The organism is Herbaspirillum sp. VT-16-41 (genome assembly GCF_001994935.1).
Classification (GTDB): Bacteria; Pseudomonadota; Gammaproteobacteria; order Burkholderiales; family Burkholderiaceae_D; genus Herbaspirillum; species Herbaspirillum frisingense.
This window is the reverse complement of record NZ_MUXB01000107.1, coordinates 1-19,529: the sequence shown is the minus strand read 5'-3', so window position 1 is coordinate 19,529 and position 19,529 is coordinate 1. Positions and strand designations below refer to the sequence as shown.

Sequence of the window (19,529 nt, the reverse complement as noted above, 5' to 3'; positions counted from 1 at the left end):
GCCTCGCGAGTTCAGACGGGCTGCAGCATCAGTAACTTAACGATGTCTGAGTGTCCTGAATTGCGGGGGCAACTACACTGCGCGGGTGAAGGAGGCTCTTTTCTTGCGGCCTCCAATGCACTGATATATGCAGCACCAAGGCCAAGACGTGCTGCTACCTCATGCTGCCGCAACCCTCGCGCACGTCGTAGTTGAAATAAGTAGTCAGCAAAGGGAGTCATCGTAATCTCGCCGTCGTCCATAGCAAATGTGGCCGAAAATATACGGGTCTTTGACCAGCTTAATCCCTGGCTCAGCGCAAGATCAAGGCTTACATAAGCAAATTTCTAAATCTAGATCGAGGCAATATATTTCCATTGATCGATACATATAAGATCAATGCACAGGCTGTAGCTCTTATCGTTTTTTTGCGACAGTCAAACGACTGTCCCAGTGTCGCAAGGTTGATGTAATCTATCCCTACAAAAATCCTTGTCGCCTTCGAGAGCCATGAAGTCCCACTATAAAAAGTCATCGCCACCATTCATCACGATTGCCAGAAATCGGCGAGGCGATGCTGTCTTCAAATTGAAAAAAGGGATTGAACGTAATCGTGCAATCTTTGGCGGACGCTTCACCAGTGAGTTGCAGTGGAACGAATCGCGCGAAGATCGACAATGGTTTGATTTTTATTTTGTTGGAGCAGACCGCTTTACGATTTGGAATGCCCAAATCACGACCGCTCGCCGGGAGTTTTGGTACGAGGTAGATGAGTTAGCTTTCGCGCACACGGCGAAACTCATAACAGAGACTGCGCGTAGCCAAATTTCGAGCTTTGAACACGGGAATGCTCGGCGTTCGCGCAGTGGAAAAGTTCTGTCCTACGAGTGGAAACTCAAAGAGGAACCACGTTTCGTAGAACTAGGAAATAAAACCTTCCGTGAATATGCCGCAAGTGTCGCAAACGAGATTGCCGCGAACGCTCCCCCGAATATTTGGGAGTCGTTTCAAGTCGATACGAGTTACCGCTTCGGTATTGGGTTATCAATCGTCGTTGATAGCCCCATCATTGACAAAGAGGTGATCGAAAAATCCATCGACCGTTTTCTACTTTTAGGGTCGAGGAATTGGAAGGCGGACTCACCTGTCGCTATTAACAATCTGCTTCCCAAGCCCGCATACTAGCGATCCAAACTCCAAATGCAAAAGCCAACCTAGAGGTTGGCTTTTGTCATTTATGACGGCACAGATTTTCACTTATCTGGCACTTTGGTCATTATCTGTGTCACCCGACAACAGCGACAGATCAAACGTCGATGTTCCCCGCCTGCAACGCATTAGATTCAATAAACGCCCGACGCGGCTCCACATCATCGCCCATCAACGTCATGAATATCTGGTCAGCCGCAATGGCATCCTCGATCTGCACCTTCAACAAACGGCGCACGGTCGGGTCCATGGTGGTTTCCCACAGCTGCTCGGGGTTCATCTCGCCCAGGCCTTTGTAGCGCTGCTTGTTGACGCCGCGCTCGGCTTCGTCGCGCAGCCAGCCCATGGCCTGGCGGAAGTCGGTGATGGCGGATTCCTTGCGCTTTTCGCCCTGGCCACGGGCCACCGTGGCGCCCTTGCGGATGAGGCCCTTGAAGGTCTCGGCGGCAGTGGAGAGCACCTGGTAGTCGGGGCCGCTGACGAAGTCGGCGTCGATCACGGTGGCCTTGATGTTGCCGTGCTGGCGACGGTGGATGTGCAGGGCAACCTTCTCGCTGAGCTCGTCCACGCGGGCTTGCACGTCGATGTTGCTGTCGTTGATGGCCTTCTTCAGTTCGGCCGCGGTGGCGGTGGCCTGTTCGATGTTTTCCATCTTCAGCACCACGCCGCCGGTCATGATGGCGCTCAAGGCGGCGTCATCGATGGCGCGCGACAGGCGCATGATGATGGCGTTGGCAGTGTTGTACTGGCGGGCCAGTTCGATCAGGGCATCGCCGCTGATGGCGGGGGCGTCTTCGGCGGGCTTGATCTCGGCGTCGTTCAGGGCGATCTGCATCATGTATTGCGCTTCCTCGATGTCGTCCTTGAGGTAGCGCTCGTCCTTGCCGGCCTTGACCTTGTACAGCGGCGGCTGGGCGATGTAGATGTGGCCGCGTTCAACCAGGGCCGGCATCTGGCGGTAGAACAGGGTCAGCAGCAGGGTGCGGATGTGGGCGCCGTCGACGTCGGCATCGGTCATGATGATGATGCGGTGGTAGCGCAGCTTGTCCGGGTTGAACTCGTCAGCGCCGATGCTGGTGCCCAGGGTGGCGATGAGGGTCGTGATCTGTTCGGAGGAGAGCATCTTCTCGAAGCGCGCCTTCTCCACGTTCAGCACCTTGCCGCGCAGCGGCAGGATGGCCTGGAACTTGCGGTCGCGGCCTTGCTTGGCGGAGCCACCTGCGGAGTCACCCTCGACGATGTAGAGCTCGCACAGGGCCGGGTCGCGTTCCTGGCAGTCGGCCAGCTTGGACGACAAACCCAGGCCGTCCATGACGCCCTTGCGGCGGGTCAGTTCGCGGGCCTTGCGGGCGGCTTCGCGGGCGCGGGCGGCTTCGACGATCTTGCCGCAGATGATCTTGGCGTCGTTGGGCTTCTCGGCGAGGAAGTCGGTCAGGGTCTTGGCGACGATTTCTTCCACGGGGCCGCGCACTTCGCTGGAGACCAGCTTGTCCTTGGTCTGGGAGCTGAACTTGGGTTCCGGTACCTTCACCGAGAGCACGCAGGTCAGGCCTTCGCGCATGTCGTCGCCGGAGATTTCGACCTTGGCCTTCTTGGCGAGATCGTTTTCTTCGATGTACTTGTTGATGACGCGGGTCATGGCGGCGCGCAGGCCGGTCAGGTGGGTGCCGCCGTCACGCTGGGGGATGTTGTTGGTGAAGCAGAGCACCTGCTCATTGAAGGCGTCGTTCCATTGCATGGAGACGTCCACCGACACCAGCGTGCCCTGGTCGGATTGCTTCTCGCCGGTGGCCTGGAAGATGGTCGGGTTGAGGATGCTCTTGTTCTTGTTGATGTATTCGACGAAGCCGCGGGTGCCACCTTCGAAGGCGAAGTCTTCTTCCTTGCCGGTGCGCTGGTCGGTCAGCTTGATGTGCACGCCGTTGTTGAGGAAGGACAGTTCGCGGATGCGCTTGGCCAGGATCTCGTAGTGGAATTCGACGTGGGTGAAGATTTCTTCATCGGCCCAGAAGTGGACTTCGGTGCCGCGCTTGTCGGATTCGCCCACGACCTTGATGGGGGAGACCTGCACGCCGTCGATCATTTCCAGTTCGCGGTTCTGGACGATGCCCTTGGCGAATTCCATGGCGTAGTGCTTGCCGTCGCGGCGGATGGTCAGCTTCAGTTTCTTCGACAGTGCGTTCACGCAGGACACGCCCACGCCGTGCAGGCCGCCGGAGACCTTGTAGGAGTTCTGGTCGAACTTGCCGCCGGCGTGCAACTCGGTCATCACGATCTCGGCGGCGGAGCGCTTGGGTTCGTGCTTGTCGTCCATCTTCAGGCCGGTGGGAATGCCGCGGCCGTTGTCGGTGATGGAGATGGAGTTGTCGGCGTGGATGGTGACGTGGATCTCGCTGCAGTAGCCTGCCAGGGCTTCGTCGATGGAGTTGTCCAGCACTTCGAACACCAGGTGGTGCAGGCCGGTGCCGTCAGAGGTGTCGCCAATGTACATGCCGGGACGCTTGCGCACCGCCTCCAGGCCTTCCAGGATCTGGATGGAAGAAGCGCCATAGCTTTGTTGCGCGGAATTGGTGTTGTCTGCGGGGCTGGAGGACATGGTTACCTTCTGAAATTGCTAGCCAAACGACTAGGGGACTGCAAAAAACGGAATTCGTCGGAGGATTCTTGGAATTCTTAAAAGCAACCGAGGGGCCGTCTGGGACGGCCCCTCGGGCGCATGGAGCGGTGTTGCTCAGATCCGCATCGGCATGACGACGTACTTGAAGTCGGCGTTCTCGGGGATGGTGATCAGGGCCGAGGAATTGGCATCGCCCAGGGCGATGTTGACGTAGTCGTTCTTCAGGTTGTTGAGCACGTCGAGCAGGTAACTGACGTTGAAACCGATGTCGACGGTGTCGCCGCCGTAGTCGATTTCCAGTTCTTCGACCGCTTCTTCCTGGTCGGCGTTGGTGGAGCTGATCTTCAGGCTGCCGGGGGCGATCACCCAGCGCACGCCCTTGAACTTGTCGCTGGTCATGATGGCGGCGCGTTGCAGCGAGCGCAGCAGCTGGTCGCGGCTGATGGTGAAGCTGTTCTTGTAGCCCTTGGGCACCACGCGGGTGTAGTCGGGGAACTTGCCTTCGACCAGCTTGGAGATAAGTTCGATGTCAGCGAAGGTCAGCTTGACCTGGTTGTTGGCGATCTGCAGCTGGACTTCATCGTCGCTGTCGTCGAGCAGACGCTGCAGTTCGATGATGGTCTTGCGCGGGATGATCACTTCCTGGCGCGGGAAGTCCTGCTCGGTCTCGACCTGGCAGAAGGCCAGGCGGTGGCCGTCGGTGGCGACCGCGATCACGTTCTTGCCTTCGACCACCAGCAGCAGGCCGTTGAGGTAGTAACGGATATCCTGCTGGGCCATGGCGAAGTGAACCATGTTGAACAGGTGCTTCAGGGTCTTCTGCGGCAGGTTCACCTGGGCGTTGTAGTGCTCGGCCTGGGCGACTGTCGGGAATTCCTCGGCCGCCAGCGTCTGCAGCGCGAAGCGGGACTTGCCCGATTGCACGGTCAGGCGCTTGTTGGAGAGGGAAATGGCGACTTCGCCGGAGTCGGGCAGGGCGCGCAGGATGTCGAGCAGCTTGCGGGCGGCCACGGTGGTGGCGGTCGTTTCATTGCCGGAGCCGACGTCGGCGTGCGTGGTGATCTGCACTTCGATGTCGGTGGACAGGAAAGAGACCTTCTCGCCGTCCTTGCGGATGAGGATATTGGCCAGAATCGGCAATGTGTGCCGACGCTCGACAATACCACTCACGATCTGCAGAGGACGCAGGAGCGTGTCTCGTTGGGTTTTAACCAATTGCATAGTCAGTTTGTCCTTGCTAGTAATGGTTTAAAGGATGCCGTCGGCCGGCTTTGCGTCATGCCCATCTTGCGCGTGTTCCTCCTCTGGTGAAAAACGCTGTCTGCACTGCAACCTGCCTGAATATGCAACGCTCCTGCATGTGGCATGACCGGTAAGCGACCGGTCCGGAATCCGTTCCCGCAAAGCTGGTGATACAGCGACCCGCGATTGTCCAGGTAGGTAAGACAATGGCGAGCAGCCAGAAACACTTGGCTATACGTTTGGAACATTTGAATACTTTTGCCGGGTGTTTCCGGGTATTTATTCGAAGTTTCCGTGCTATCCCGCGGATTTCCTGCTCCGTGGCCGGCCCTTGCGTCCGCCTGCGAAATAACGCCTTCCATTGTACCAATCATCCCCTCTTCGGAGTAGTCCGCCAGGGGGGAGGGTGGGCGCCTGGGCATCAAAATCCGGTGGTTGGGGAGGGAAAATTCCCGCTCCCCGGGCAGAGGAAGCGCCGCATGCGGGCCGGTTATTTTATCCACAGGCTTGCGCGCCGGTGGCGCCTGGAAGTTTCGTTGTGGAAAAGAAAATGCCGCCGGCGCGGACGCGGGCGGCATAGTCATCTTATCCACAGGCGCTGCCGGTGGCAGCCTGGATCAACCCTTGAGGGTTTGCTCCAGCACGTGCAGCTCGTGGTTGCATTCCGGGCTCTTGGCGCGGTCGGCGGCGATCTTGCGGACCGCGTGCAACACCGTGGTGTGGTCGCGGCCGCCGAAGAGGTCGCCGATCTCCGGCAGGCTCTTCTGGGTCAGCTCCTTGGCCAGGTACATGGCGATCTGGCGCGGGCGGGCGATGTTGGCCGGACGCTTCTTGGAATACATGTCGGCGACCTTGATGTTGAAGAAATCGGCCACCGTCTTCTGGATGTTTTCCACCGAGATCTGGCGGTTCTGCACCGACAGCAGGTCCTTAAGGGCTTCCTTGACGACATCGATGGTGATGTCCTTGCCGTGGAAGCGCGAGTAGGCCAGGATCTTGCGCAACGCGCCTTCCAGCTCGCGCACGTTGGAGCGCAAGTGCTTGGCGACGAAGAAGGCGACGTCATCGGACAGCACCACGTCCTCGGCGGCGGCCTTCTTCATCAGGATGGCCACGCGCATCTCCAGCTCGGGCGGCTCGATGGCCACGGTCAGGCCGGAGTCGAAGCGGGAGATCAGGCGGTCATCCATGCCGCTGATTTCCTTGGGATAGGTATCACTGGTGATGATGATCTGTTTCTTGGCCGCGATCAGGGCTTCGAAGGCGTAGAAGAATTCTTCCTGGGTGCGGCTCTTGCCACCGAAGAACTGGATATCGTCGATGAGCAGCAGGTCCAGCGAGTGGTAATAGCGCTTGAAGTCGTCGAAACCCTTGCGCTGGTAGGCCGTGACCACGTCGCGCACGTACTGTTCGGCGTGGATGTAGCGGATCTTGGCGCCCGGGTTATCCACAAGCACCTGGTTGCCGATGGCGTGGATGATGTGGGTCTTACCCAGGCCCACGCCGCCATACAGGAACAGCGGGTTGTACGAGGTACCGGGGTTGTTGGCGACCTGGGTGGCGGCCGCGCGGGCCAGCTGGTTGGCCTTACCGGTGACCAGGTTGTCGAAGGTCAGGACCGGGTTGATGCGCGACTGCTCCTGGCGCGGCGCCACCGCCCGCACGGGCGGGGCCGGTTCGGGATCCAGGTGCAACTGTTCGTGGTTGGGCAAACCCAGGCCGTTGGCGCCGCCGCCGGCCGCTTGCGGGCTGGCGGCCGGGCGCCGGCCCTGGTTGCCGCGCGGGTCCAGCACGAACTGGACTTCGGTCGGTGCGTCCCAGTATTCGCAGGCCAGTGCGGTGATGCGGTTGGCGAACTGGGTCTTGACCCAGTCCAGCTTGAAGCGATTGGGCGCGGCGATGCGCAAGAGCCCATCCTCGAAGTCGAGCGGCACCAGCGGCTTGATCCAAGCGCTGTATTGCTGAGGGGTCAGCTCCTGCTCGAGTTTATGGGAGCAAGCCTGCCAGAAGTTTTCCATGAAGCTTTCTTATCGGATAAGTGCGGCGCCCGCCTGCCGCGTCCGGAGGACGGGCCTGGATGGACGAAGTCGTCCGGGCGCGAAACGAGGGACGCATTTTACTCCGGTAAACCCAAGTTATCCACAGGTCGGCCGGCAAAAATCCCTGAAAAATCTGAACTATCCACAGGCTACGCAGCAGTGCATCGTCACCCTGACACCGGAAAGCCCGTGAGCGGGCGGTGTTAGGGGGACAGAGTCATCAGCTGTGGATAAGACAAGGCGGGCAATCTGCCCGCCTTTTTTGTAACAGCCTGTGCAAAAGTGGATTTTGGCGGCGGATTTGGCTGTGGACAGGTGACTGTGGTGGGCAGTCGGCTTGCTCAGTCGACCACGTTGCCGTCGACAAAGACCTTCATTTCACCAGCCTGGAAAGCGGTCCAGACTTCATTGTTGGTCAAGGGCTGGGTGACGATCACGGCAACCCGGTCATTGGTCGTGGTGACCTGGGCAAAGTCGACCGAGAGGTCGTCGTCGGACAGCTTGGCGGTGGTGAAGGGGTGCTGGCGGACGATGTAATAGAGATGGGTGGAACAATGCGTATACAGCGCCGAGCCGTCCGAGAGCAGCATGTTGAAGGTGCCGTGGCTGGCGATGCCGTCGACGATCTCGCGCAGGGCCGCGCGCAGGTCGGCCAGCAGAGGCAGGGTGTCGCCGAAGCGCTTGCGCATTTCCTGCAGGATGTAGCAGAAGGCCAGTTCGCTGTCGGTGGTGCCGACCGGGCGGTAGGGACCATCGAGCTCGGGCGTGAAGTTCTTCAGGTCACCGTTGTGGGCAAATACCCAGTAGCGTCCCCACAGTTCGCGCACGAAGGGATGGCAGTTGGCCAGTGTGACACGGCCCTGGGTGGCCTTGCGGATGTGGGCAATCACGTGCTGCGACTTGATCGGGTAGCGCTTGATCAGTTCGGCCACGGGGGAATCGACGGCCGCCTGGTGGTCGACGAAGGTGCGCACGCCCGAGCCCTCGAAGAAGGCAATGCCCCAGCCATCGCGGTGGTGGTCGGTCAGGCCGCCCCGGGTGGCAAAGCCGGTGAAGCTGAAGACGATGTCGGTGGGGGTATTGCAGTTCATCCCGAGGAGCTGGCACATGATGTGTTGCGGAAATGCTGTGAAGGTTGGCGGGTGAACAAGTTATCACGTTGCCGCCGGCCCGGGTCCGGGCTGTGGATAAAAAAAGCCCCGCGAGCTTGCGCTGGCGGGGCTAATCCTTCCTAAAGAGGGAGGAGGAGACACAGTACGTACTACAAAACTACAAAACGACCAGAAGACGGATCAGAGGTCGCACCACATGCGGGGACCGGACTTCAGTCGCGCGCGGCCATGTTGCGCAGCTCGGCTGCAAAATTCGGTTGGGTCATGCTGTATTCGTTGGCCATGCGGTTGAGCATGCGCTTGCCGCTGAACTTGTGCGCCAGGATGCGTTGCTCCAGCGACTTGCGCGGCTTGACCAGCAGGACGGCGGCTTGCGCCAGACCCAGGATCAGCGGCTTGAACACCATGACCAGCGTGACCAGTGCGCCCAGACCCAGTGCCGGGCGGATATACGCCACCAGCATGCCCATCAGGGATTGCGCGAAGGGCAGGGCTGCTTCAGCAGGAAAGGCCAGGTTCAGGAAGGACATGATATTTCTACCTCTGATAATCAGGCCGCGACACGACTGCGCGGCGTTCAAGTTCACTGTTGTTGCGTCGCAGTATGCAGTTTGGCCTCCTGTATGACTACTTTAGAGTTCTCATATCAGATATAGGGTTTGTGAATATAGGTCTTCAGCGACCAGCAAGCACCGGACAATCTCCCGCAAACCCTTGATGGCTGGCCTTCATTGCATTTTTTACATTAGCCGGCTGGCAAGATGGCGATGGCTTGTCTGACCACTGTGCGGCAAATTTGCAACGCCGTTTGACTGAGCGCGAAGGGCCTGTGAATATCTCGAACGGAAGTCGTCGCCGATGGTGAACAACCTGTTCGCAATGCACGAAAAAAAAACCCCGCAGGCATGGCCTACGGGGTTAATCCTTCCTAAAGAGGGAGGAGGAGACAACGGATCGGTGTCCTGACGCGTTGATCGAATCAGCGTCAACATAAGCGCCGTACGCGCCGGAACTACCGAAATCCTTGATACCGGCACCGGTCTCCAGGACCTGATGCCAGCGTCACGCAAGTGTCATGCGCGACGGGTAAAACCTGAATCTGGTGAAGCAGAAACCTTCGATTAACCGCGCGAAGCGATGAAGCGCAGTTCAGCAGCCAGGTTCGGCTGGGTGGCTTCGAACTTGTCGGCCATGCGGTTCAGCTGGCGGGTGCCCGATGCGCGATCCTGTTCGGCGGCGACCAGAGCAACGGCTTGCAGCTCGTGGGCCTTGACGAAGTGGATGAAGATGTTGCGCATGACGGCGGCGAACTTGCTCTTGAAGGTGCTGTTGGTGCTTTGTGCGATGGTTGCCATGATTCGATCCTTGACGTTGTGTGTTATGTTGCATTGCAGTGTAGAGAACTCACATTTGTTTGACCACTTTCCGTTTCGGATATCAGTTATATAATCTGTGAATAATATTTCAGCCGGCGATCACCCGCGCTCATCTGCCGCCCCCACGACTTCCTTCCTGCCGCAAAGGCCCGCCCCATGAGCTTTCTCACCCTGGACCTGAACCTGTTGCGCGTATTCGACGCCGTCATGACCGAGCAGAATCTGACGCGTGCGGCCAACTTGCTGGCCATGACCCAGCCGGCTGTCTCCAATGCGCTACGCCGGCTGCGCGACACGCTCAATGACGATCTGGTGATCCGCACCGCTCATGGCGTCAAGCCCACGCCCCGCGCCGAGGAACTGTGGCCCACCGTACGCCGGGCCCTGTCGGAGCTGGAAGCGGTGATCGCGCCGGAGAGCTTCGATATCTCGCGCGCCCAGAACACCTTCCGCATGGCCATGGTGGATGCCACGGCCGCGCTGTGGCTGCCCTCGCTGGTGCGCACCATCATGCGCGACGCCCCCCGCATCAAGATCCGGATGATGCCGCTGACCACGCGTGACCCACGTGCCATGCTGTTGCGCGGGGATATCGACCTGGCCGTGGGCTTTTTCCCCGGCGTGACTGCACAGCTGGCCGATGGCCAGGGCATGGCCAAGAGCCAGATCAGCCATGCCCGGCTCTACACCGGGCAATATGTCTGCGTGATGCACAAGAACCACCCGCTGGCCGGCCAACCGCTGACGCTGGACAGCTATTGCAGCGCCGACCACCTGCTGGTGAGCCTGTCGGGCAAGCCGCACGCGGTGATCGACGACGTGCTGGCCGGCATGAACCGGGAGCGCAAGATCCTGCTGACGGTGAACCAGTTCTTCACGGCCGGTCGCATCGTGGCCAGTTCGGAGCTCATCACCGTGCTGCCGCGCCACCTGGTGGCCGCCACCGGCATGGCCGAGGTGCTGGTGGTGAAGGAGCTTCCATTCCAGACGCCGGAAGAGCATGTGGATATGTTGTGGCATGAACGCGACGCCCGTAATCCGGCCCATAAGTGGCTGCGAGCTCACTTGTCTGCAACAACACATGACGAATTCGGTCGTATCAACATGAAGCGCTGATGCGGCGCTGGCAGCAAACGGCTTTCCCGGTCTGATCAATCCACAGGCGCCATGGAGACTGGCGCGCGGGAAAGCCGCTGTCGGCGGGCATTGGCGCATGTTGATAACCCTCCATAGGGGACGCCGAAGCGATGTCGCGCCTGACCAAAATCCTGCTCTGGCTGCTTGCCAGTCTGCTCATCCTGATCGCCGCCGCGGTCATTTTCATCCTCACCTTCGACTGGAACCGGGCAAAACCCTGGATCAACGAACGCGTCTCGACCGCGATCGGGCGCGAGTTCGCCATCGACGGCAATCTCTCCCTGCACTGGCAGCGCGCTGGCACGGACGCCACCCCAGGTGCGGCGCCACCGGGCTTCTGGGCGCGCTGGGTGCCGTGGCCCCGGCTGCAGGCGGAGGATATCCGGGTCGGCAATCCTGCGACCTTCAGCAGCGCTGGCCAGATGGCAACGGTGCGCCTGGTCAGCTTCACCCTCAATCCGCTGCCGCTGCTTGTGCATAAGATTTCCCTGCCTTCGCTGGAGGTACAGGCGCCCTCGGTTTCCTTGCTGCGCAACCGTCAGGCTGTGAACAACTGGACGTTCGCCAGCAACAACAGTGCACCCTCTGCCTGGCAGCTCAGCCTGGGCCGCATCAGTCTCAGCCAGGGCAAGCTGGCACTGGACGATGCTGTGCAAAAGATCAATATCAAGGCCGATATCGACACCCTGGATCCGGACAAGGAGAAGCTCTACGGACTGGGCTGGAAGCTCGGCGGCACCTTCAACGGCGCCCCGGTGAGCGGGCAGGGCAAGGCCGGCGGGGTGCTCTCGCTGCAGGACCAGCAGCAGCCGTATCCGCTGCAGGCCCAGGTCAAGGTGGGCAAGACCAGCATCGGTATCCAGGGTACGCTCACCAAACCGGCCGAACTGGCTGCGCTGGACCTGCGGCTGTCGGTAGCCGGGGCCAGCATGGGCAACCTGTATCCGCTGACCGGCATCCTGTTGCCGGAAACGCCGCCCTTCGCCACCGAAGGCCATCTGCTGGGCAAGATCGGCGAGAGCGGCAGTCAGTGGCACTACCAGGACTTCAGCGGCAAGGTGGGGGACAGCGATCTCAACGGCAGCCTGGATTACGTCACCGGCGGCGCGCGTCCACAACTGACGGGGGCGCTGACCTCCAATGTGCTGCGCTTCGATGACCTGGCACCGCTGATCGGCGCAGACTCAAATGCCGAGAAGGCGCAGCGTGGCGCAGAGGAACGCCAGCCTGGCAACAAGGCGCTGCCGGTGAAGACCTTCAGCACCGAGGCCTGGGGCGCGCTGGATGCCGATGTGCGTTTCACCGGCAAGCGCATCATCCGGCAGAAGGACTTGCCGATCACCGACCTGCAGGCCCACCTCATCCTGAAGGACAAGGTCTTGAGCCTGGACCCGCTCAACTTCGGCATGGCCGGCGGCAATCTGCGCTCCACCATCCGGCTTGACGGCCAGGCGGCGCAAATGAAATCGGAGCTGAAACTGGCCGCCCGCAACCTGAAGATCCAGAAGCTGTATCCCCAGCTCGATGCCTCGCGCACCAGCTTCGGCGAGATCAACGGCGACGCCAGGCTGTCGGCCACCGGCAACTCGGTCGCCGCCATGCTGGGCTCGGCCAATGGCGAAGTGAAGACTTTGGTCAACAAGGGTGCGATCAGCAAGTTCCTGCTGGAGGCCGCCGGGCTCAATGTGGGCAACGTGGTCATCAGCAAGCTGTTCGGCGACAAGGAGGTGAAGCTGAACTGCCTGGCCGGCGACCTGCCGGTGCAGGACGGCGTGATGCAGGTGAAGACCTTGTTGCTGGACACCGAAGACGCCCTGATCGTCGTGGACGGCGACATCGACATGAAGCGCGAATTGCTGGACCTGAACGTGCATCCACGCAGCAAGGGCCTGCGCATCATCTCGCTGCGCTCGCCGTTGTACGTGAAGGGCAGCTTCAAGGATCCGGACGTGGGCGTGAACAAAGGGGTGCTGGCCTTGCGGGCGGGCGGTGCGGTGGCGCTGGGCCTGCTGGCACCAGTGACGGCCATCCTGCCCCTGATCAATGTCGACGGCGACCAGAAGGCCGACTGCGATCATCTGCTCGAAGAAGTGAAGAAGGCGCCGCAGGCGCCGCCACCAGGCAAGAGTGCCTCCGGGAAGGTGGCGCCCAAAAAATAGGCAGCACGAAAATACTGTTGTTTTATCGGCGGGGGCAGGGGATAACTTTCCTGCCCCCGCCTCGTTTTAGCCACGTTTTTCGCAACAGTGGAATTGACCGCCTTGGGCGTCGTTGCCATTACAAGACAAATTCCCCCGCTTTACCCCCATCACTACCCCGTCAAAGCCCGAAATCGGTGACCAAATGACCGATTTCACCCACTTCGTCACTTTTGCCGTTTCCAAGCCCGTCATTCCCCCAAATTCGATTCGCCTGTGGATAAAGTTCTGAATAACTTTTTCATCGATTGGGGAAAACTCGAAAAGTTATCCAAAGCCGAATTTTTATCCAAGATTGGTGATTGCTTCATACAGAGTTTGCCCTTGTGTTTATCCCGCGCGCAATCAATTGATTTTTCGCCAGTAAACCAAGTTATCCACAGTAAACCGCTGACGTTAACCATCACTACTAATCTTATAAACAGCTTAGATATAAAGCCTAAGTGCGCGCGCTTTCGCGGCGCACACCTCACTGCCAGCAGGGCAGGCCCCACTCACTTGGGTTTACCAGATAGGGGAATCACACACGGCTGGAAAAGGCGGTGATATCGGTCTCTGCCAGGCACGGGCCGTCAGAGCCTCGCCACGGAGAACGTCCAAAATCAATGCAGGGGGCAGGTCACCGCAGGCAGATCGCGCCGCCTGTGGGCAAATGGGATGCCTGGGAAGCTTTTTTATCCACAAGCCAGGGTGAAAAGAGCCAATTGCCGCCGTTCGCAGAAATCGGCGGTGGATAAATCAGTCGCCGCGCAGCGAAACCGCATCCGGCACATGCAACACCAGGTCACTGCGGGCCTCCGCGACACAGGGAAGCAGCCAGCCCTCGTCCTTTTCCTCCCGGGTCAGCCCGGGCCATTCGATCTGGTAGGCGATTTCGCCTGTGGACAGTTTGCACATACAGGTCCGGCAGCTGCCATTGCGGCAGGAGTTGGGCATGCGGATGCCGGCGGCAAGTCCCGATTGCAACAAGGAAAGATGCGGTACTTGTTCAAATTGCAAACCCGAGGGCTGCAGGACAACCCGGTAGCGTTTGGCTTCTGTCATCTCGGTCTTGTCGGTTTGGTCAGGGTTTGAAGGCGTCTGTGGATAAGTCTTTGCATATCTGCTGGGCGCTTTGGGTATATCTGGATAATTCATCCACCTCCGATTTTTTGTCCAGAATCTGTGCCTTTGATGTGCATAAGCTTACCAAGCGTTTATCAAAAAGCTAAATACTTGATTTTTTTCGTGTAAACCGAGTTATCCACAGTTTTTTACGACGTTAACTACTACTACTACTTATATATATCCACATCTAAATTAAAAGAGCAGAAGAGCGCACGCGGTGGACATCTTTCCAAAAACTTGGCTTTCAAACACCCAAACCAGGCAAAAAGCCCTTGGCAAAGGCATATAGCGGCACGACAGCCCTTTGGGTTCGGCAGGAAAACGGTGAGATCAAACAGTTTGTTGCCATGCAGATACATCATTAGTATCGGCAACGCCGCTTTCTGGTCGATATTTCAATTCATCAGGCTTGCCAAACTTCTTGTAATAGTTGAAACACTGCCTTGATGGCATCTTCGTGTTGTCTTTTTTCTAATGAAATAAAACTCAACTCAGTGGACAACTCGACCGCATCCGCGATGACCAGACCATGCGCCTGTGCCTGGTTCAAGGCAATCGACTCGCGCGCCAGGGACAGTCCGACACCGGACTTGACCAGATCCAGCATCGATGACTCCTGGTCCACCAATGCAACCGTGTGCGGTTTTGATTGATGTTGCGCGAAGATACGGCTTAATAGGCGATGATGTGCTGATTCTGCCGGGGTCCAGATCCAGGGCAGGCGTGCCAGTTCCTTCCAGCTTTTGCCCGAGACCCGGTTCTTCCATCCCGCCGGGGCGATGACGTTGTAGGTGAAGGAGGTCAGCGTCATGGCGTGGAAGCCCTTGCCGGGATCGCCCAGGAAATAACCGACGTCCAGATGGCCGGCCCGCACTTCGTTGAGGACCGATCCCGACATGTGATGCGATAGCTGGGTCGACAGGCGCGGATGATGTTCGACCAGCAGCTTCAGGAAAGCCCCGAGACGGATGAATTCCGGATCGAGGATGGTGCCGATGGCCAGTGTTCCGGTCAGGACATCGTCACTGGAGCGTAGCCCGCTGGCGTGCCGCCGCAATTCCTGGACATCGGCCAGGATACGCTCGGCCAGCGGCAGCAAGGTATTGCCTTCCACCGTCAAGACCATGCCGGATGCACTGCGATTGAACAATTGCAGGCCCAGGCTTTCCTGCAGCCCCTTGATCTGCAGACTGACAGCGGGTTGGGTCAGATGCAGCTTTTCAGCGGCCCGGGTCAGGTTACCTTCATGGGCAACCGAGATAAATGCACGTAATTGCGTCAGATCCATCATCATCTCCAGCGATCACTGGTCTATTTTGGCTTGCCACACTTGTGGATAAGGCCGTGGATATCCTGGTGAATAGCTTGTGGGAATCGTGTGGGTAGTATGTGAACAATAAAGACGGATTATAAGCATCCTTTATATTGCTCTTGATAATTCCTCATTGGATGCGGGCTCGGGCGAGGACTATTCTTGCGGTTCCATGCCGACCCCGACCTGGTCGACGCATCGCAGGAAGGCGCAGGAGACGGCACCTTCACCCGACATCGACAACACCAAAGGAAAACTTATGAGCCTCCCGCACATCGACCACTTCATCAACGGCCAGCTTTCGCGTTCGGAAAGCGGTCGCAGCCAGGATGTCTTCAATCCGGCTACCGGCGCCGTCGCAGCCAAGGTGTCGCTGGCATCGGTGGCCGAAGTCAACGCTGCAGTGGCCGCTGCCAGTGCCGCCGCACCGGCCTGGGCCGAGACCGCGCCCCTGAAGCGCGCCCGTGTGCTGTTCAAGTTCAAGGAGTTGATCGAGCAGAACCACGATGCCCTGGCCCGCGCCATCACGCTGGAACATGGCAAGGTGTTCTCGGATGCGAAAGGGGAGGTGACGCGTGGCCTGGAAATCGTCGAATTCGCCACCGGTATCCCGCAATTGCTCAAGACCCAGTTCACCGACAACATCGGCGGCGGTATCGACAACTGGAACCTGCGCCAGCCGCTGGGCGTGACGGCCGGCATCACGCCATTCAACTTCCCGGTGATGGTGCCGCTGTGGATGGCGCCGATTGCGATCGCCACCGGCAACAGCTTCGTGCTCAAGCCCTCCGAGCGTGATCCTTCACCTTCGCTGATGCTGGCTGAACTGTTCAAGCGCGCCGGCCTGCCCGATGGCGTCTTCAACGTGGTGCAGGGTGACAAGGTGGCGGTGGATGCGCTGCTGGAGCATCCTGAGGTGCAGGCGGTCTCCTTCGTCGGTTCCACCCCGATTGCCGAATACATCTATCGCAAGGCCACCGAACGTGCCGGCACCTTCCCGCTGCGCGCGCAGGCCCTGGGCGGCGCCAAGAACCACCTGGTGGTCATGCCTGACGCCAACCTGGAGCAGGCTGTGGATGCGCTCATCGGCGCGGCCTATGGCTCGGCTGGCGAGCGCTGCATGGCGATCTCGGTGGCGGTGGCCGTGGGCAGCGTGGCCGACAAGCTGGTGGACGCCCTGATCCCGCGCGTGAAGGCCTTGAAGGTCAAGAACGGCATGGAAGACGATGCCGAGATGGGCCCGCTGGTGACCGCGGCCCACAAGGCCAAGGTAGAAGGCTATATCCAGAGCGGTGTGGATGCCGGCGCCAAGCTGCTGGTCGATGGCCGCGGCCTGAAGGTGCCGGGCCATGAAGAAGGTTTCTTCATCGGCGGTACGCTCTTCGACAACGTCGGCACCGACATGAAGATCTACCAGGAAGAAATCTTCGGCCCCGTGCTGTGCGTGGTGCGGGTGCCGGACTTCGCCTCGGCCGTGCAGCTGATCAACGCCCACGAATATGGCAACGGTGTGTCGCTGTTCACCGCCGATGGCAATACGGCGCACGAGTTCTCGCGCCGCATCCAGGTCGGCATGGTGGGCATCAACGTGCCCATCCCGGTGCCGATGGCTTGGCATTCCTTCGGCGGCTGGAAGCGGTCGCTCTTTGGCGATACCCATGCCTATGGCGAGGAGGGCATCCGCTTCTATACGCGCTACAAGTCCATCATGCAGCGCTGGTCGGCGACGATCGGCAAGGGGGCGGAGTTCACCATGCCGGTGGCCAAGTAAGCCGACGAGGCAATACCGACCGTTCGGACTGAGTAGCGCCGCAGGCGCGTATCGAAGATTCACCGTAGACGCACCTTCGATACGTCGCTACGCGACTACTCAGGCCGAACGGCCGAAGCAACTCAACGGCAAGAACAAGAACATAGCGGAGACAACATGCAATCGGCAGGGCAATACGACTACATCATCATCGGCGCCGGGACGGCCGGCTGCGTCATGGCCAACCGGCTGTCCAGGAAGACCGGCAAGAAGGTGCTGCTGATCGAAGCGGGCGCCAAGGACGATTACATCTGGATCCATATTCCGGTGGGCTATCTCTACTGCATCAACAATCCGCGCACCGACTGGATGTTCCGTACCGAGGCCGATCCCGGCCTGAACGGGCGCAGCCTGATCTACCCGCGTGGCAAGGTGCTGGGCGGCTGTTCTTCCATCAACGGCATGATCTACATGCGCGGTCAGGCGCGTGACTACGAGCACTGGGCGGACGTCACCGGCGACGACAGCTGGCGCTGGAACCAGGTGCTGCCCTTGTTCCGCAAGAGCGAGGACTACCACCTGGGCGAGAGCGAATTCCACGGCGCCGGGGGCGAGTGGCGGGTGGAGAAGCAGCGCCTGCGCTGGGACATCCTGGACGCCTTCCGCGACGCCGCCGCCGAGAACGGTATCCCCAAGCTTGATGACTTCAACCGGGGCGACAACGAGGGCTGTGGCTACTTCGACGTCAACCAGAAGCGCGGCGTGCGCTGGAACGCTTCCAAGGCCTTCCTGCGGCCCGCCATGAAGGATGGCAGCCTGACCATCATGACCGGCTCGCACGTCAGGAAGCTGCGCATGGAGCAGGGCGCCAACGGACCGGTCTGCACCGGCGTCGAATTCACCGGTGGTGGCAGCGAGTGGCTGGCCGAGGCCAAGGAGACCATCCTGTGCGCCGGCGCCATCGGCTCGCCGCATATCCTGCAGATGTCGGGCATCGGTGCGCCTGCACTGTTGCAGCAGCACCAGATCCCGGTGGTCCAGGCCCTGGCCGGCGTGGGCGAGAATTTGCAGGATCACCTGCAGATGCGCATGGTGTTCAAGGTCAACGGCACCAGGACCCTCAATGCCATGGCCTCGACCCTCTTCGGGAAGATGAAGATCGGACTGGAATACCTGTTGATGCAAAGTGGCCCGATGTCGATGGCGCCTTCGCAGCTGGGCGCCTTTGCCCGGTCCGACGCGCAGCAGGCCAGCGCCAATCTGCAGTACCACGTGCAGCCGCTGTCGCTGGAAAAATTCGGCGATCCGCTGCATGCCTTCCCGGCCTTCACGGCCAGCGTGTGCAACCTGCGTCCGACCTCGCGCGGTCACGTGCGCCTGGCCTCCACCGATCACGCGCTGGCGCCGCGCATCACCACCAACTATCTGTCCACCGAAGAAGACCTGAAGGTCGCCGCCGACGCCCTGCGCCTGACCCGGCGCATCGCCGCCTCTCCCGCCCTGGCACGCTATCGGCCCGAGGAGTACAAGCCTGGCGTGCAGTACCAGAGCGAAGAGGATCTGCGCCGCGCCGCCGGTGACGTGGGCACCACCATCTTCCATCCGGTCGGCACCTGCCGCATGGGGCGCAGCGACGATGCCGCCGCCGTCGTGGACGCGCATTGCCGCGTGCGCGGGGTGTCGGGACTGAGCGTGGCCGATGCCTCCGTGATGCCCTCCATCACCTCCGGCAATACCAATTCGCCGACCGTCATGATTGCCGAGAAAGTCGCTTCCAGCCTGCTTTCCCGGGCGTAAACGGGGTATTCTCAGCCGCTGGCGGATACGGTGTTTATACGTATTGTATGAATGGTACGAACCGGCTACTATGCGCCAAATATTAAAACGAGCTTCTCGATTCGCCAGGTAGAAAACGGCGGCGCCTGCATCCACAAGATGCCGGCCAACCGCAGCAGGCAGGCCTTGACGACCGGATCAACCGGCGCGGGCATCAAAGGGAAAGAAGAGACCATGACAGACGTCATTCTGGAGACACGAAACCTGACGAAGGAATTCAAGGGTTTCACGGCAGTGAGCGCGGTCAACCTGCAAATTGAGCGCGGCCATATTCATGCATTGATCGGCCCCAATGGCGCCGGCAAGACCACCTGTTTCAACTTGCTGACCAAGTTCCTGGTACCGACCTCGGGCCAGATCCTGTTCAACGGCAAAGACATCACCATGGATGCACCGGCGCAGATCGCGCGCCAGGGCATCATCCGTTCCTTCCAGATTTCCGCCGTCTTCCCGCACATGAGCGTGCTGGAAAACGTGCGCATCGGCCTGCAGCGCAAGCTCGGTACCTCCTTCCATTTCTGGAAGAACGGCGAGAGCTTGAAGCAGCTCGACGAGCGTGCCATGCAGCTGCTGGAAGAAGTGGACCTCACCGGTTTCGCCCACACCACCACGGTG

15 protein-coding genes are annotated in these 19,529 nt (G+C 59.8%); 6 read left to right on the top strand and 9 right to left on the bottom strand.

Annotation, left to right across the window (positions count from 1 at the left end; genetic code table 11):
* Window positions 1-11: 11 nt before the first annotated feature.
* On the bottom strand, window positions 12-221 hold the full coding sequence (locus tag BTM36_RS29760; RefSeq protein WP_077236727.1) for a helix-turn-helix transcriptional regulator: 210 nt from the start codon (window positions 219-221) through the stop codon (window positions 12-14).
* 268 nt (window positions 222-489) lie between these two features.
* Between BTM36_RS29760 and BTM36_RS13725 the strand changes: the two genes are divergently transcribed.
* On the top strand, window positions 490-1,164 hold the full coding sequence (locus BTM36_RS13725; protein ID WP_139347153.1) for a hypothetical protein: 675 nt from the start codon (window positions 490-492) through the stop codon (window positions 1,162-1,164).
* 121 nt (window positions 1,165-1,285) lie between these two features.
* Here the strand turns inward: BTM36_RS13725 and gyrB are convergent, their stop codons facing one another.
* The 6 genes from gyrB to BTM36_RS13695 form a co-directional block, all read right to left on the bottom strand.
* Window positions 1,286-3,784: a DNA topoisomerase (ATP-hydrolyzing) subunit B gene (gene gyrB, locus BTM36_RS13720; protein ID WP_006463449.1), complete on the bottom strand. Its 2,499-nt coding sequence runs from the start codon at window positions 3,782-3,784 to the stop codon at window positions 1,286-1,288.
* Window positions 3,785-3,919: 135 nt separating this feature from the next.
* On the bottom strand, window positions 3,920-5,026 hold the full coding sequence (gene dnaN / locus BTM36_RS13715; protein ID WP_077236725.1) for a DNA polymerase III subunit beta: 1,107 nt from the start codon (window positions 5,024-5,026) through the stop codon (window positions 3,920-3,922).
* A 638-nt stretch (window positions 5,027-5,664) separates the two neighbouring features.
* Window positions 5,665-7,065, bottom strand: coding sequence for a chromosomal replication initiator protein DnaA (dnaA, locus tag BTM36_RS13710; protein WP_077236724.1), 1,401 nt, complete (start codon window positions 7,063-7,065; stop codon window positions 5,665-5,667).
* Window positions 7,066-7,427: 362 nt separating this feature from the next.
* Entirely contained in the window at window positions 7,428-8,195 is a 768-nt protein-coding gene (locus BTM36_RS13705) for a class II glutamine amidotransferase (protein ID WP_077236723.1), read from the bottom strand.
* Window positions 8,196-8,410: 215 nt separating this feature from the next.
* The gene (locus BTM36_RS13700) at window positions 8,411-8,728 is read right to left on the bottom strand and encodes a hypothetical protein (RefSeq protein WP_006463445.1); all 318 of its coding nucleotides are present in this window, start codon (window positions 8,726-8,728) and stop codon (window positions 8,411-8,413) included.
* Window positions 8,729-9,319: 591 nt separating this feature from the next.
* Window positions 9,320-9,553, bottom strand: coding sequence for a hypothetical protein (locus BTM36_RS13695; protein ID WP_006463444.1), 234 nt, complete (start codon window positions 9,551-9,553; stop codon window positions 9,320-9,322).
* 177 nt (window positions 9,554-9,730) lie between these two features.
* Between BTM36_RS13695 and BTM36_RS13690 the strand changes: the two genes are divergently transcribed.
* Both BTM36_RS13690 and BTM36_RS13685 read left to right on the top strand, forming a co-directional pair.
* The gene (locus BTM36_RS13690) at window positions 9,731-10,690 is read left to right on the top strand and encodes a LysR family transcriptional regulator (protein WP_006463443.1); all 960 of its coding nucleotides are present in this window, start codon (window positions 9,731-9,733) and stop codon (window positions 10,688-10,690) included.
* Window positions 10,691-10,821: 131 nt separating this feature from the next.
* The gene (locus tag BTM36_RS13685) at window positions 10,822-12,870 is read left to right on the top strand and encodes an AsmA family protein (protein WP_077236722.1); all 2,049 of its coding nucleotides are present in this window, start codon (window positions 10,822-10,824) and stop codon (window positions 12,868-12,870) included.
* A 777-nt stretch (window positions 12,871-13,647) separates the two neighbouring features.
* Here the strand turns inward: BTM36_RS13685 and BTM36_RS13680 are convergent.
* A complete protein-coding gene (locus BTM36_RS13680; protein WP_006463441.1) occupies window positions 13,648-13,953 on the bottom strand; it encodes a 2Fe-2S iron-sulfur cluster-binding protein in 306 nt (101 codons plus the stop codon).
* Window positions 13,954-14,419: 466 nt separating this feature from the next.
* Complete coding sequence (locus BTM36_RS13675; RefSeq protein ID WP_077236721.1) at window positions 14,420-15,304, bottom strand: LysR family transcriptional regulator; 885 nt, start codon at window positions 15,302-15,304, stop codon at window positions 14,420-14,422.
* Window positions 15,305-15,587: 283 nt separating this feature from the next.
* Between BTM36_RS13675 and BTM36_RS13670 the strand changes: the two genes are divergently transcribed.
* The 3 genes from BTM36_RS13670 to BTM36_RS13660 form a co-directional block, all read left to right on the top strand.
* Entirely contained in the window at window positions 15,588-17,099 is a 1,512-nt protein-coding gene (locus tag BTM36_RS13670) for a CoA-acylating methylmalonate-semialdehyde dehydrogenase (protein WP_006463439.1), read from the top strand.
* A 156-nt stretch (window positions 17,100-17,255) separates the two neighbouring features.
* Window positions 17,256-18,875, top strand: coding sequence for a GMC family oxidoreductase (locus BTM36_RS13665; RefSeq protein ID WP_077236720.1), 1,620 nt, complete (start codon window positions 17,256-17,258; stop codon window positions 18,873-18,875).
* Window positions 18,876-19,088: 213 nt separating this feature from the next.
* Window positions 19,089-19,529 (top strand): ABC transporter ATP-binding protein (locus BTM36_RS13660; RefSeq protein WP_139347151.1); only part of this gene is annotated, 441 nt, incomplete at its 3' end.

Coding starts and splice junctions, on each gene's coding strand:
- BTM36_RS29760 (WP_077236727.1), bottom strand. CDS start 221: ATGACTCCCTTTGCTGACTACTTATTTCAACTACGACGTGCGCGAGGG.
- BTM36_RS13725 (WP_139347153.1), top strand. CDS start 490: ATGAAGTCCCACTATAAAAAGTCATCGCCACCATTCATCACGATTGCC.
- gyrB (WP_006463449.1), bottom strand. CDS start 3,784: ATGTCCTCCAGCCCCGCAGACAACACCAATTCCGCGCAACAAAGCTAT.
- dnaN (WP_077236725.1), bottom strand. CDS start 5,026: ATGCAATTGGTTAAAACCCAACGAGACACGCTCCTGCGTCCTCTGCAG.
- dnaA (WP_077236724.1), bottom strand. CDS start 7,065: ATGGAAAACTTCTGGCAGGCTTGCTCCCATAAACTCGAGCAGGAGCTG.
- BTM36_RS13705 (WP_077236723.1), bottom strand. CDS start 8,195: ATGTGCCAGCTCCTCGGGATGAACTGCAATACCCCCACCGACATCGTC.
- BTM36_RS13700 (WP_006463445.1), bottom strand. CDS start 8,728: ATGTCCTTCCTGAACCTGGCCTTTCCTGCTGAAGCAGCCCTGCCCTTC.
- BTM36_RS13695 (WP_006463444.1), bottom strand. CDS start 9,553: ATGGCAACCATCGCACAAAGCACCAACAGCACCTTCAAGAGCAAGTTC.
- BTM36_RS13690 (WP_006463443.1), top strand. CDS start 9,731: ATGAGCTTTCTCACCCTGGACCTGAACCTGTTGCGCGTATTCGACGCC.
- BTM36_RS13685 (WP_077236722.1), top strand. CDS start 10,822: ATGTCGCGCCTGACCAAAATCCTGCTCTGGCTGCTTGCCAGTCTGCTC.
- BTM36_RS13680 (WP_006463441.1), bottom strand. CDS start 13,953: ATGACAGAAGCCAAACGCTACCGGGTTGTCCTGCAGCCCTCGGGTTTG.
- BTM36_RS13675 (WP_077236721.1), bottom strand. CDS start 15,304: ATGGATCTGACGCAATTACGTGCATTTATCTCGGTTGCCCATGAAGGT.
- BTM36_RS13670 (WP_006463439.1), top strand. CDS start 15,588: ATGAGCCTCCCGCACATCGACCACTTCATCAACGGCCAGCTTTCGCGT.
- BTM36_RS13665 (WP_077236720.1), top strand. CDS start 17,256: ATGCAATCGGCAGGGCAATACGACTACATCATCATCGGCGCCGGGACG.